The following is a 14093-nucleotide window of genomic DNA, read 5'->3' as shown; positions in this document are numbered from 1 at the left end:
CTGCCCTGCCGGGGGTAACGGGCCGCCTATCTCCGGAATGTTGCAATGTTATAATTCCATTACAACTAAAACATCCCTATTGCACCTTCGGAATTTCTTTGGTAAGATGCGACTGTGGAATTCAGCCGTTCAATGGATAGCCGGCTCAGATACGGGTTAGGCTAGCCACGGTATGTGAACCGGAAGCCGGAGGATGGCGGGGTTTCGCAAAATCAATGCCGGGAAAGACCCGGTAAATTCAAAAGGAGGAAATCCACCATGAAGAAGTTCCTTTCTCTGGTTCTGGCTCTGGTTATGACCATGTCTCTGGTCACCATCAGCGCCGGTGCCAAGGACTTCACGGACGATGACAAGGTCAACTATGCCGAAGCCATCGACGTGCTGTCCGAAGTGAAGGTGATCGACGGTTATACCGACGGTTCCTTCAAGCCCCAGACCCAGCTGAACCGTGGTCAGGCTGCCAAGATCCTGTGCAACATGATCCTGGGCCCCACCACCGCCAGCGCTCTGAAGGCCGACTCCGCTCCCTTTAAGGATGTCGCCGCCGATTCCACTTTCGCCGGCTACATCGCCTACTGCGCTCAGGCTGGTATCATCGATGGTTACACCGATGGCAGCTTCCGTCCCGCCGCTCCCCTGACCGGCTATGCTTTCATGAAGCTGCTGCTGGGCGCCCTGGGCTATGACAAGGACGTCGAGGGCTACAATGTTCCCAACTGGTCCATCAACGTTGCCAAGCAGGCCCTGGCCATCGGCCTGGACGACGGCCTGGTCTCCGACTTCGACGGCACCAAGATCGTCACCCGTGAAGAGGCTTGCCTGTATGCTCTGAACACCCTGAAGGCCACCATGGTCGACTATGACAGCCGTACCACCGTTTCCATCGGCGGCACCGAGATCGTTGTCGGCGGCTCCAAGGCTGAGCCCGTTGCTCAGACTGGCTACTCCAACAAGATGCACCTGGACAACCTGCAGTTCGCTGAGAAGTACTTCACCAACCTGGCCCGTCAGGACGTGCAGGATGCCTTCGGCCGTCCCTCCAACAAGTGGACCCTGAAGACCTCCTCCATCGGCACTTATGTCAAGTCCGGTGATCTGGTTGCTTCTTACACCAAGAAGGTTAAGGAAGGCGATCTGTATGATCTGCTGGGCTCCTCTCTGGTTTCTGATCTGAGCGCTGGCCGTGCCGACCTGAATGTCTACATGAACGGCGCTTGGACCACTGCTCAGGGTGGCCATGACCAGCTCCATGACGTCAAGTTTGATCTGGGTGTTGCCATGTTCGACAAGAACAGCGGCTCCAAGGTCGGCGGCGCCGGCGTGAAGACCGAGATCTATGTGGACGATTCCGGCTCTCGCGCCCAGGTCACCGTTGTTGGTACCGGCACCTACCTGTTCCAGGCCTCCGAGGACTACAACACCCGCAAGGAGACCGTGAAGATCACCCCCGCCGGTGATACCACTGACTTCATCCCCGCTGCGAAGTTCGACTCCCTGACTCTGAGCCAGGAGGACTTCGACGTCGAGAATGTCAAGGCTGACGATTATCTGCTGGTCACTGTTGCTTACAAGAGCAGCAACGACAAGTTTGAGATCAAGTCTGTCACTCCCGCCGAGACCAAGACCGGCATCATCAACACCTATGATGTTGAGGACAACATGACCGTTAACGGCGAGGCTCTGAGCTATTCCTTCGCTACCAGCAAGGGCGCCAACAAGGTCAAGAGCGAATCCTATGTTGTTGGTGAGAACGCCTGCGTGGTTCTGGATACCTATGGCAACATCATCGGCATCGACTCCAACTATGTTGCCGGCAACTACCTGTATCTGTTCGAGGGCATGAATACCTCCGGCCTGCGCGGCGGTCAGTACAAGGTTGCTGCTTACTTCACCGACGGCACCAACAGTGACGTCACCGTGAAGAAGATCGAGAACGTCACTCCTTCTGCGACCATCGCTCGCGCGAACGGCGGCTGGTACACCTTCAGCAAGAACAGCCAGAACGAGTACAACCTGATGAAGGTTGAGACCAAGTATGGCGCTTCTCAGGCTGCTGCCAACGTGAAGGTCAAGTTTGGCTCCAGCGTCTATGACTTCGTCCAGAACGGCAAGGTCAACTTCTTGAACACTTCCGCTAACGTGATTTCCGGCTCTGCCACCGTCAAGGGCGACAGCAAGACCGTGTTCGTGGTTCTCGAGGCCGATGATACCGTCAGCACCTACACCGGCATCAAGAACATCCCCGACATCTGCGTGACCTCTGGCGACGCCACTGTTACCTATCTGAAGGATAACACTGGTTACGCTGACTATGTGTTCGTTGACCTGACTCAGGCTACCGCTACCATCAAGGGTCAGACCAACTCCGACTTCGTCTATGTTGTCGAGTACAAGGGCCAGACCTACATCGACGAGAACAACACCTATTACACCTACAAGGTCCTGGATGAGAACGGCGATGTGACCACCATCAAGACCGACTCTACCTTCATGACCACTGGTGATGTCTTCCAGCTGCGTTATAAGGCCCGCACCAACGCCGATGGCTACATCACTCAGCTGCCTGCCGTTGTTGCTGATGGCAACAAGCTGATTTCCGGCAGCCTGGATAAGGACGCTCCCAACCAGCATACCGTTACCTACAGCAACGGTTCTCTGGTTCTGGGCACTGCTGAGTACACCGTGGCTGACGACGCCAAGATCGTTCTGGTCACCAAGGACAGCAAGCTGATGAAGGACGACGATGCTGACTACGAGGTGTACAACGACATCTCTGCCCGTACTCTGGGCGCCCTGCTGAAGGGTTACTATGTTGAAGCCACCTATGCTGGCCAGAAGACCGACGCCGCCAGCGATGAGCTGAACGTCCTGTATGTGACCGTCGACGCTCTGACTGTTATTCCCTGATTAGTTAGACGGAATTGATCGTCACCTAACAAAAAACGTCCCCCGGATTTTCCGGGGGACGTTTTTTCTGCATCCGGGGACGGCCTCAGCGCACGCCCCAGACCTCAAAGTGGGAACCCACCCCAAAGGGATCCATGGTATAGCTGAGATAGTTCATATAGCTCAGTCCCGCGAAGGTCAGACTGCTGAAATTTGTGTAAAAGCGGCCGGTCTCCGTATAGACTTCCGCCCGTACCCGCAGATCGCTCCGCCGGGAGCAGATCAGCTCACAGGTGACCCGGGGCTCCCCCTCCTGGGGAACGGCCACATACCCGCCGTCCGAGGTCCTGCTCAGCATGTTGACGCAGGTACACCCGCTGTCATCGTTGCAGCGGATGCGGCAGTATCCGGAGTGGTTCAGTACGGAGTGGATCACCACCTTCTGCCATGCGTTCCAGTCGATGCCCGTGAGGGGAACATTGACGGAGGATGCCGCTTCCGTGAGGCTCATGTCCACCAGCTTGACATAGTGGTCCTTGCTGTTCACCCAGTTTTCCAGATTGTTTAACGCGGCCTGTTCCGCTTTGGCGTCCACCCGGCTGCTCAGGGCGTTGAGGGCGGATTGCTCCGCCTTGGCGTCCACCCTGCCGCTGAGGGCGTTTAATGAGCTGGCCTCCGCCTTTCCGTCCCGCAGGGCCGCCAGCGCTGCGTCCACCTTTGTGTTGTCGCTGTTGAAATCCTCCATCCTGATACGGTCCGTCAGTTCCCATTGATTCAGTTGATAAGCGCCTGTTTGCTTCATGCCGTCTCCTCCTTCTTTGCATGGGGAGTGTCCCCTTTTGAAAAGGCGGCCAAAAGCGGAGTGTTGCATCGTTATATACACATAGCAAATAAAACGAATATTTATCAAAAAACAGCGGCTGCCTTTCGGCAGCCGCTGCGTGTGTTTTGAAATCACTCCAGTGCCAGATATTCCGCCATGGCGTCGTAGGCCTCCTGCCCTGTCACGCCGTCCCGGTACAGCGCTCTTGCCTCGTCCAGGAATGCCTGGTTTTCAGGCTCCAGCACGATGACTTCCATCCGCCCCTGGTTGAAGCTGTCCAGGAAGTCGCCCATCTCCACGATGTTGCGGGTATAGTCCGCCATGTGTTCCGGTTCGAGCTGCAGGTGTGCCTGCCGGAACATGTAGAACAGGGTGTTCCAGCTCATGGTGTCGGACGCCTCCTGCAAAATGCCGGTTTTCAAAGCGGCAAAGAAGCCATCCACGTTTTTCAGGGGCAGATAATAGTAACCTGCCGCGTTGTAACAGGCGATATATTCCTTCTTGGCCAGCAGTTCCCGGACGCACCGTCCGGCGGTGTTCAGATCGCCGACCTGGAGACTGTTCAGCATCAGATTGGCCTTATATTCTGTGTCATCATAGACTTCCAGCGCATCCATCCGCTCCAAACGCTCCAAAAGATCATCAGGCAGGGAGGGCATCGTAGCCACCTTAAGATGCTGCGCTGCGGCGGCAAAGCTGCAGATCTGGAGGATGGAAAAGACCACGACCAGTCCCCAGCCCACTCCGGCGGACGCCCAGCCCACCGCGCGGCGGCCATCTTCCCGGGCCGTCCAGACGGCCATCGCACCCAGCAGGACATACACGATGCCCAGATACATCCGGGCCGACCAAACCACCTCGGTGAGGGAGTGGGCCGTCATCATGGTCAGGCACGCCGCCAGCATGGGCAGCAGCGGCCCGCCCTGCTTCCGCTGGCGGATCAGGCCCCAGACGGCGGCCGCCAGCAGCGCCAGGAAGGTGACAAAGCCGATGATGCCGGCCTCGTCCAGCATCTGGATGAAGTGGTTGTGAACGTATTTGCTTTGATAGTAGAACTGCTGCACGGCGGTGATCTGCCCCTCCACGCCGCCGGCGCCCCAGCCGTAGATGGGGCTCTGCTTCCACAGGGTGATGCCGTCCCGGAAGAACACCAGCCGCTGGATGAAGTTCTGGTTGGCCCACAGGCCCTGCAGCCGGTTGGCGGCAAAGCTGGGCAGCAGCTTGTAGCCCAGGGGCAGCGCCGTCCCGTCGGACAGCGTGACCCGCTCCAGTACGCCCTCTCCGCTGAGGACGAACCACACGATTTTGGAATCCTCCGGTACGGTAAAGGCCGCGCCGGACAGGGGGCCTTCGTACAGCACCGTGTTGGTGTGCATCATAAGCTGGGCCTCGTTCTGGCAGTAGATCTGGACGCCAGCCTCCGTGCCCTCGGCGGTGACGGTGTAGCTTCCCGGGGCGGGATCCACCGCTCGGGAGAGCGACTCCCCGGCGGAGAGGGTCACGGGCCCGGTGAGGCGGAACGCCAGCACCAGATAGACCACCAGCAGCACCACAAGGCCGGCGATCACGGCGGCAACGGCCTTTGTCCGGCTCTCCAGCAGGGAGAGGATACGGGTGCCGGCGAAGCGGTCCAGCGCCCAGATCAGCAAACCGCAGACCGGGGCCAGCAGCACCGGGACGGCGGAGCCGGCGCCGGAGGTGCCCAGGAACGGCGTGGCGGCGAAGGAGCACAGCACGGTGACGATGACGCACTCCAGCATCAGGAGGAACAGGCCCAGCCGCTCCTCTTTCCCGGAAGCGAGCACGTACACCAGGCAGGTCATGGCGAAGGCTGCCATGGCGCCCATGGAGAAGGACAGGAAAAAGGCCAGCGCCTGGATGCCCAGAGAGACGGCGTACAGGCCCCGGGCACGCTCCGAACGGGCGGTGCGGTAGAGGAACAGGGAGACCAGCAGGCCGAAGGCGATCATACCGGCGGCGATGTTGGGGTTGTTGTAGATGCCGGTGATGCGGATGCCGCTTTCGTAGCCCATCTCCTCGGCGAGGTACCCGGTGCCCAGGCGGTTCATCACCCAGATAAAGCCGCGGGTCAGGAGCTTCAGGGAGGCGCCGTCAATGCACAACAGGGAGACGGCGGACAGAACGGCGGACACGGCCTGGAACAGCCGCCGCAGGCGCGCCTTGGGGAAGCGGGCCAGCACCAGCAAAAACAGGGCCAGGGCCATGATCTGCTTGGAGCTTTCGTTGCCGGCATAGGCGCCGAAATGGGACCACAGGCCGGAGAACAGGCATACGCCGGTATACAGGATCACGGCGGCTGCCAGCGGGGTAAAGCTGTCCCGCAGCCGACGCAGCGGCTCCCGGCCAATGGTGAACAGCAGGCAGACCGCCGCCACGCAGACAGAGCCCTTCCGGGTCAGGACCGTGATGGACAGAAACAGCAGGATGGGAAACAGGTAGAAAAAGCAGCGGGCGAGCGGTTCCTTCAGCAGGCCTTTCCGCGGAGCCGCGGCTTCGCGCTGCACCGGGGCGGCGGGCACATCCTGCCGCATGGGACGGTTTTTCTTGGACAAGAAGATCACTCCTAAATTCTTTGGTAAAAGTTATCGCGGGGAAAGCGCGGGCGTCTTGCCCACAGGGAGAAGGGAACCGTATTTTTCCATGACCTGGGGCAGAACGCGCTCCAGACCGTATGGCAGCACAGCTTCATGGGCAGCCTCGCCCAGAGCCGGCCCCAGGGCAGGCTCGTCCAGCAGGCGTCGGAGCTGTGCCTGAAAAGCGGCAATGTCGCCATAGGGGTAGAGAAGCCCGGTGCGTCCTTCCGCGATCAGGTCGGTGTGGCCCTTTACCCGGCTGGCCACAACGGGCAGGCGGGCATACATGGCCTCCATGATGTTGAAGGGAAGCCCTTCGGAGCGGCTGGATGAGACGGCGGCGTCCGCCAGAGCGTACAGCGAGGCCATATCAGAGACGAACCCGGGGAAGACCACCCGGTCACCGACGCCGAGGGTATCAGCCAGCGCCCGGCATTGCTCCAAAAGGGCGCCCTGGCCGGGTAGCAGCAGCTTGACCTGCGAGGGCAGCCCAGGCAGGGCACGGATCAGCATTTCCTGGTTTTTCCGGGCGGAGAATTCCGCGGCATACAGCAGAACATAGTCATCCGCGCGAAGGCCGTAGCCCGAACGCAGCAGGCCAGGGCTGGCCGCTGGGCGTTCCAGGCGGGAAAAATCGACGCCGATCCCCGGCACAGCTTCCACCCGGGCGCCAAGGCGGTACTGCCTGGCGGCTTGCAGGTCGTAGCTGTTCATGGTCAGAAGCAAGTCGGTCTGGCGAGCCGTCAGCTTTTCGGCGGCAAGCAGAATGCTCCGTTTCAACAGAGACGTGCCGTCGTCAAACAGGTAGCCGTGTACCATATTGATGACCGGCGGCCGGGGCGACAGGGAAGCTGCCGCGCGGCGGGTGAAGAAAGCCGCCAGGGAGGTATGGGTAATCACCAACTGGTATCGGTGCTCTTTTATCAGATCGCGCAGCATCCGCTGGGCGCGGAAGTTGGCGGGAGAGGACATTCGCTTTTCAAAGGGAACGGAAAACGAACGGTCCGCCCCGCATTCGTGGGGAATGGGGCCGCCGCAGGCAATGTGGACCTCCCAGCCGTCCGCCTGAAAAGCGCGCAGGTATGGGAGATGAAAACTGCGGATATGGGAATATGTAGAAGCGGTAAAAAGGATACGGTTAGACATAAACGCCTCGGTTCATTTTTCTTTCTATTATATTTGACATTGTATGAAGTTTCAAGTAAAATAAACTGATGAGTTGTCATGTAAAAGTAACCTGAAACAAATGCGGAAAACGGACTGGAACGCGCAGACGGACCCGACGGTGGGGCAGGAGGACACGGCCTATGATAAAAGAGAATCAACGGCTGTTCAACCGACTGAATGTGCTCTCTGACGGATGCCTGGTGTTCTGCGCCCTGCTCCTTGCGTATTGGGTGCGGTTCTGCGCCCTTTCCGGAACGGCGTCGTTTCCCTTCCGAAGCTATGTGTACCTGGCGTTGGGCACAACTGTGCTGTGCCTTGTGACCTATGCGACAGCGGGACTTTACGGCTCCTACCGTGCTGTGAGGTTCCACAAGGAGGCCCAGGCGCTGTTCCTTGCTACGGCGCTGGATACGCTGTTGCTGATGGCCTTTCTGTTTGTGTTCCGGCTCTCGGAGATGTCCCGGTGGATGCTGGTGTTTTTCTGTGTGCTGAACTTCGGCCTTCTGGTCAGCAAGCGCGCCGTACTGCGGCTGACACTGCGCCATTACCGGAAATTGGGCTATAACCAAAAGCATGTGATACTTGTCGGAGATAGTAACGTCGCGGCGGTGTACGTGAGCAAGGTGCGGGAAGACAAGAGTCTTGGGTATCTGGTGGACGGATACGTGGCCGGAACCGGGCATCTGAAAGACCTGCCTTACCTGGGAGATTATGAACAGCTCGAAGCGGTCGTGGACAGGCTCAAGCCGGATGAAGTTGTGGCCGCCGTCGGAAGCGGAGAGCAGGACCTCATCGGCAAGGTCATCCAGATCTGCGAAAAGACAGGGACCAAGGTGTCCCTGGTCCCCTACTATGCGGCGTATATGCCCTCGAATCCGGAGATCGACAATATCAACGGCCTGCCGGTTATCAACCTGCGCCGCATCCCGCTGGACAATATGGGAAACGCGTTTGTTAAGCGGGCCATGGATATTGTGGGCGCCCTGGCGCTGATCATCCTGACTTCGCCGCTGATGCTTGCGGCCGCCGTGGGTGTGAAGCTCTCCTCACCGGGGCCGGTGCTGTTCAAGCAGGAACGGGTGGGAAAGGATAAAAAGACCTTTTATATGTATAAATTCCGCTCCATGCGGGTCAATTCCGAGGAAAAGACCGGCTGGAGCCGGAACTCCGATCCGCGCAAAACTCGGTTTGGCGCATTGATCCGGAAATTCTCCATTGATGAATTGCCGCAGTTTTTCAATGTACTGAAGGGGGACATGAGCCTGGTAGGACCGAGGCCGGAGGTCCCCCATTATGTTGAGCAGTTTAAGGAGGAGATCCCCCGCTACATGGTCAAGCACCAGGTCCGTCCCGGCATCACCGGCTGGGCCCAGGTCAACGGCTACCGGGGGGATACGTCCATTCGTAAGCGGATCGAATATGACATTTACTATATCGAAAACTGGAATGTGTTCTTTGACCTGAAGATCCTGCTGATGACGCCGTTCAAGAGCGTGAATCAGGAGAAATTGGTTTCCAGATAAGTGCATCTGTTTTGCTAAAAAGGCGTGCATGTCGCGCCTTTTTACCGGGATAATATTATGACAAAATAACTATTTTGTATTAAATGGCGCCGGATATTTGCGGCGCATCAAACGCATAGACAGTTGGAGTGATTCATGTTGCATCAAAAAAGAAAACACAGCGGGCGGACGGAGGCGGATTTTGCGCCGCTGCTTCGCCGTTTGGCACTGTTCCTGGTGGTGGGCTATCTGGCGGCCACGGTTCTGTTCTATTTCCTGGCCGGAGAGCAGCTTCATCTGCGGGAGTCCAGAGGAGATTTGGAACTTTTGACAGCCGACAGCGGCACCGTGGAACTGGCGGCGGGCAGCGTCGTGGAGCAGACCTTTACCACGGAGATCCAGCGCCTGGAAAAAATCAGCGTGCAGTGGGGCACCTATTACCGGCCCAATGCCGGGACGGTCGTCCTGGAGCTGTACGATACCCGAAGCAATACCTTGCTGATGAGCAAAAGCTTTGACGCGGCCGCTGTCACGGAAGGCGGCTTCACGGTGATGGAGGCGGAAGCGCCCATCGAGGGGCTGTATAACGCGCCGCTTCTGCTGCGGATCTACTCTCCGGACAGTCAGGCCGGCAGCGCGGTGTCGCCCCTGATGAACACCCAGGCGAAAGAAGAGGGCTTCTCTCTGACCCTGAATGGCGCGCCTACACCGGGCATCCTGTGCTTCACCGCCTCCGGCACGGACTACATCTGGACCGGCCTGCACTATTGGGAATTCGTGGCGGCGGGCCTTGCCGTTATCCTGTTGTTCCTGGATGCGGTGTGGTATCGCGCACGCAGCGGAAAGCGCAGCTATGTGGTGAACGCGGTCATCGCGGTGCAGAAGTACCGTTTTTTGATCCACCAGCTGGTTGCGAGAGATTTCAAGACAAAGTACAAGCGGTCTATCCTCGGCGTATTTTGGAGCTTTTTGAATCCGCTTCTGACCATGTGTGTCCAGTATTTTGTGTTCTCCACCATTTTCAAAAATAACATCCAGAATTTTGCGGTGTATTTGCTGATCGGCGTGGTCATGTTCAACTTCTTCTCCGAGGCCTGCGGCATGGCCCTTACGTCCATCCTGGGCAACGCCGGGCTGATCACTAAGGTCTACATGCCCAAGTATATCTATCCCTTGACCCGGGTCATGTCCTCCATGGTGAATCTGGGAATTTCCCTGATCCCGCTATTCCTCGTGTGCCTGGCGACAGGCGTGCACTTTCAAAAGTCGGTGGTGCTGGCCCTGTACTTTATGATGTGCCTGGTCATTTTCTGCCTGGGCCTGGGCATGCTTTTGTCTACTTCCATGGTGTTTTTCCGGGATACCCAGTTCCTTTGGGGCGTGTTGAGCATGATGTGGATGTATGCAACACCCATTTTTTATCCAGAGAGTATTCTTCCGGAAAATTTCCGGTGGGTGCTGCGGATCAATCCGTTATACCACTTCCTGAAAAACACACGAATTTGTATCCTGGACGGCATTTCTCCGGAGCCTTTCGTGTACTTCCAGTGCTTTATGATCGCCTTGGCGATGCTGCTGGTGGGAGCGCTGGTGTTCCGAAAGAACCAGGATAAATTCGTGCTGTACTTGTAAGGTGTTTCTATGAGCCAAAAGACGATGATAGAGGTTTCAGACGTGACCATGCGGTTCCGCCTGAACAACGATAAGATCCTTTCCTTAAAGGAATTTGTGACCACGGCTCTGCGGGGGAAGCTGCAGTACAACGATTTCACAGCCCTGGAGCATGTCTCCTTTGAGGTGAAAAAGGGAGAGACGCTGGGGCTGATCGGCCGCAACGGTGCGGGAAAGAGCACGATGCTGAAGGTCATCTCCGGCATCCTGAAGCCCACGGAGGGCAGCGTGGTCTGTCGGGGAAATGTAGTGCCCATGCTGGAGCTGGGTTCCGGCTTCGATTTTGACCTGACAGGCCGGGAGAACATTTTCCTGAACGGCGCGATCTTGGGCTACAGCAAAGAGTTCCTGCACGAAAAGTACGATGAGATTGTAGAGTTTTCAGAACTAGGGCAATTCATTGAGGTCCCCATCCGCAACTACTCCTCCGGTATGCTGGCGCGGCTGGCGTTCTCCATCGCCACGGTGGTAAATCCGGAAATTTTGATCGTGGACGAGATCCTGTCCGTTGGCGACGCGGCTTTTCAGGAGAAGAGCAAGAAGCGGATGCTGGAGCTGATGGGCGGCGGCACGACCGTGCTGTTCGTGTCCCACAGTTTGGAACAAATTCGGGAAATGTGCAATCGGGTCGTGTGGCTGGAGCACGGAAATGTAAAGATGGTGGGAGCCGCCGCAGAAGTTTGTGATGTCTATGATATTTGAGGCGTAAATGAGATGAGACGCATATGCATCTATTGCCAAACTTGGGAATCTGGGGGAATTGAGGCATTTATCAATAATATTTTACAACACATGGATCTATCTGAACTTGAGATTGATGTTGTTGTTGATTCGTTAAAAGGAAGCGTTTTTACTAAAAGACTTGAAACGCTTGGCATAATATTTCATGAGCTTTCCGGGTCACAAAGACGGCTGATACAGAATTACCGACTTTTTGCAAGACTACTGGATGAGCGAAAGTATGATGTTATTCATCTTAATGTATTTCAGGCGTTGCCTCTTGCCTATTTATCTCTTGCAAAGAATAGGGGAATTCCGATCCGTATTGCTCATAGTCACAATACTATGTTGCGGCGAAGCAAGACGAGGCTATTGAAAATGGGAATGCATCGAATTGCGAAAAGCATCTTTGCCCGAAAAGCTACGGACTTTTGGGCATGTTCTGCAGCTGCCGCGAAATTCATGTTTCCTAAATCATTGTTATTAAACCCGGAATATCAAGTAATCCTCAATGGTATTGATATGCAGCGATTTCACTTTAACGCGGAGGGACGGGAGCTTGCACGGAAACGGCTCAAAATAGAGGGCGCTTTTGTGGTTGGAAATGTAGGCCGTCTTTGCTTTCAGAAGAACCAGAGTTTTCTACTGGATATCTTTGCCCGGGTTCATGAAGATATACCTTCTGCCAGACTATTGCTAATTGGCGAGGGTGAGGATCTCGCGGAACTAAAAGAGAAAGCAATGAGGCTCCAAATTAATGACAATGTTATTTTTTATGGGACGACCGGTTGCGTTGAGGAACTGTTATGGGCCATGGACGTTTTCGTGTTCCCGAGTGTCTTTGAAGGATTTGGAATAGTGGCGATTGAAGCACAGGCAGCTGGGTTGCCAACCATTTGTTCAGATAGAGTGCCACAAGAAGTATTCGCATCGAGTCTCTCACAGCGAGTGCCGCTTAATGCCTCCACAGAACAATGGGCAAAAGAGATTTGCGCGAGACAAGTAGACCGACGGGAGGATGCCTGCGCTGATCTCTGTAAAAAGGGCTTTGATATATATTCGGTTACCAAAACGGTGTATGAAACTTATTGCAGGTGAAGCAGATGCCTCCATTAATTAGTGTCATTGTTCCCGTGTATAAAGTCGAATGTTATTTAAAAAATTGCTTAGAATCCATACTTTCCCAGACATATCAGAATATTGAAGTAATTCTCGTGAATGATATTGCGCCAGATAACTGTGGAGAGATTTGCGATAACTATGCAAAAAGAGATTCTCGCGTGAAGGTCATTCATAAAAAGCATGGGGGGCTTTCAGCGGCGAGAAATGCAGGCATGAAGATAGCCTCCGGCGAATATTTAGGATTTGTCGATAGCGATGACTGGATTGAACCTGATATGTATGAATATTTGCTGAGCGGAATCCAAAGAACAGGAGGGGATATTTCCTGCTGTGGCCTGTGCGAGGAAAGACTCCATAGTTCAAAAGAGATTGGCAGAAAAACGGATGTCTGTCTTGGGACTGCTGAAGCTCTAAAAGTGCTGCTAACCAATGGCGGTATTCAGACAACAGTGGTCTGGAATAAATTGTACAGACGCTCACTTTGGGATGGAATCTTGTTCCCTGATGGACGATTGTCTGAAGACACAGCAACCATTTATCAAGTGTTTGCAAAATCAGAGCGCATATGCATCATGTCAAAAGCCAAGTACCATTACCGGATAAATCCGTCTGGATTGATGAGGGCAACGAATCTCTCACGAGAGTTGGACTTTTGGGATGCAGCGAAAACGCGGTACAACGAATTGTTGCCAATATATCCGGAATTCGGGGAACTTTTAAAGATCGACATGATTCAAGCGATTATGAACATATGGTCTATGATGTGGGAGCTTGGAGCGTCAGAACGAGATAAGTGGTCAGTTTTGCTTGATGAAATGGCAGCATACGCAAGAAAAAATTATAAATCTGTACTTCAATTGTGTAATTTCGGAATAACCGGAAAGCTTCGAACATGCTTGACACCATACAATAAATCTTGGGCATTTTTGATGTGCGCTATTTTGAAAAAGATTTCTGACATAAAACATGGAGGTTAATGGATTGGCCAAGATTTCTGTGCTTGTCCCGGTATATAACGTGGCGCCGTACTTGAAAAAATGTATGGATAGTATTTTGTCACAGACATTGGACGATATTGAAATATTATGCGGCGACGGCGGCTCAACAGACGGTTCACTTGAAATCCTGCGTGAATATGAAAGCAAGGACTCGCGTGTTCATGTTATTTCAAAAAAGGGGTCTGGTTATGGGCAATCAATGAATGAGTGCCTAGCTATGGCTACGGGTGAGTATATCGGCATTGTCGAGTCAGATGACTTAGTTCGCCGAGATATGTATGCGGTGCTGTTTCACGCAGCGGAGCATTTCAACGCAGATATAGTGCTCTCGGACTTTTATCACTATTACGACGATGGCGGCAAAAAAATAATTAATTAATAGATTCCCAGTTTGTCGGACTATAGAAGTTCAGCAGAGTGATCTTCATTCTTTCGCGGGCGTCCACGAGGACGTTTGGGTGTTTGTCCTTCCTTTGCCTTTGGTTTTCTACCACGCTTCTTTGGCTCCGGTTTCGGAACAGCCTCCGACAATCCCAGAGCCTCGAGTTCTGTAAAGACTGTCTGCAACGTATGAACCCAATATTCATCATCCGACTTGGGGCATGATGGA

The 14093-nt window shown here is 54.9% G+C and carries 10 protein-coding genes; 7 read left to right on the top strand and 3 right to left on the bottom strand.

Annotated features, from left to right (window positions below; genetic code table 11):
- Window positions 1-258 precede the first annotated feature (258 nt).
- Window positions 259-2907 carry an S-layer homology domain-containing protein gene (locus tag JQM68_RS07115; RefSeq protein WP_235222309.1) on the top strand — a complete coding sequence of 883 codons (2649 nt, stop codon included), beginning with the start codon at window positions 259-261 and terminating at the stop codon, window positions 2905-2907.
- A gap of 85 nt (window positions 2908-2992) precedes the next feature.
- On the opposite strand, the gene JQM68_RS07110 is transcribed toward JQM68_RS07115, so the two are convergent.
- From JQM68_RS07110 to JQM68_RS07100, 3 genes are all read right to left on the bottom strand, one after another.
- Window positions 2993-3688 carry a hypothetical protein gene (locus JQM68_RS07110; RefSeq protein WP_235222308.1) on the bottom strand — a complete coding sequence of 232 codons (696 nt, stop codon included), beginning with the start codon at window positions 3686-3688 and terminating at the stop codon, window positions 2993-2995.
- Window positions 3689-3840: 152 nt separating this feature from the next.
- Entirely contained in the window at window positions 3841-6282 is a 2442-nt protein-coding gene (locus JQM68_RS07105; RefSeq protein ID WP_235222307.1) for an O-antigen ligase family protein, read from the bottom strand.
- 30 nt (window positions 6283-6312) lie between these two features.
- Complete coding sequence (locus tag JQM68_RS07100) at window positions 6313-7449, bottom strand: glycosyltransferase (protein ID WP_235222306.1); 1137 nt, start codon at window positions 7447-7449, stop codon at window positions 6313-6315.
- 161 nt (window positions 7450-7610) lie between these two features.
- Between JQM68_RS07100 and JQM68_RS07095 the strand changes: the two genes are divergently transcribed.
- From JQM68_RS07095 to JQM68_RS07070, 6 genes are all read left to right on the top strand, one after another.
- Complete coding sequence (locus JQM68_RS07095; RefSeq protein ID WP_235222305.1) at window positions 7611-8993, top strand: undecaprenyl-phosphate glucose phosphotransferase; 1383 nt, start codon at window positions 7611-7613, stop codon at window positions 8991-8993.
- A 135-nt stretch (window positions 8994-9128) separates the two neighbouring features.
- Entirely contained in the window at window positions 9129-10604 is a 1476-nt protein-coding gene (locus tag JQM68_RS07090) for an ABC transporter permease (protein ID WP_235222304.1), read from the top strand.
- 24 nt (window positions 10605-10628) lie between these two features.
- Complete coding sequence (locus JQM68_RS07085; RefSeq protein ID WP_235222303.1) at window positions 10629-11345, top strand: ABC transporter ATP-binding protein; 717 nt, start codon at window positions 10629-10631, stop codon at window positions 11343-11345.
- A 12-nt stretch (window positions 11346-11357) separates the two neighbouring features.
- Entirely contained in the window at window positions 11358-12461 is a 1104-nt protein-coding gene (locus JQM68_RS07080) for a glycosyltransferase (RefSeq protein ID WP_235222302.1), read from the top strand.
- 5 nt (window positions 12462-12466) lie between these two features.
- Window positions 12467-13462 carry a glycosyltransferase family 2 protein gene (locus JQM68_RS07075; protein WP_235222301.1) on the top strand — a complete coding sequence of 332 codons (996 nt, stop codon included), beginning with the start codon at window positions 12467-12469 and terminating at the stop codon, window positions 13460-13462.
- A gap of 4 nt (window positions 13463-13466) precedes the next feature.
- The gene (locus tag JQM68_RS07070) at window positions 13467-13862 is read left to right on the top strand and encodes a glycosyltransferase family 2 protein (protein ID WP_235222300.1); all 396 of its coding nucleotides are present in this window, start codon (window positions 13467-13469) and stop codon (window positions 13860-13862) included.
- Window positions 13863-14093 lie beyond the last annotated feature (231 nt).

Source organism: Oscillibacter valericigenes, assembly GCF_021531435.1.
In the GTDB taxonomy this organism is placed as follows: domain Bacteria; phylum Bacillota; class Clostridia; order Oscillospirales; family Oscillospiraceae; genus Oscillibacter; species Oscillibacter valericigenes_B.
The sequence above is the reverse complement of the archived record's forward strand: the minus strand, read 5'-3'. Positions and strand labels throughout refer to the sequence as shown.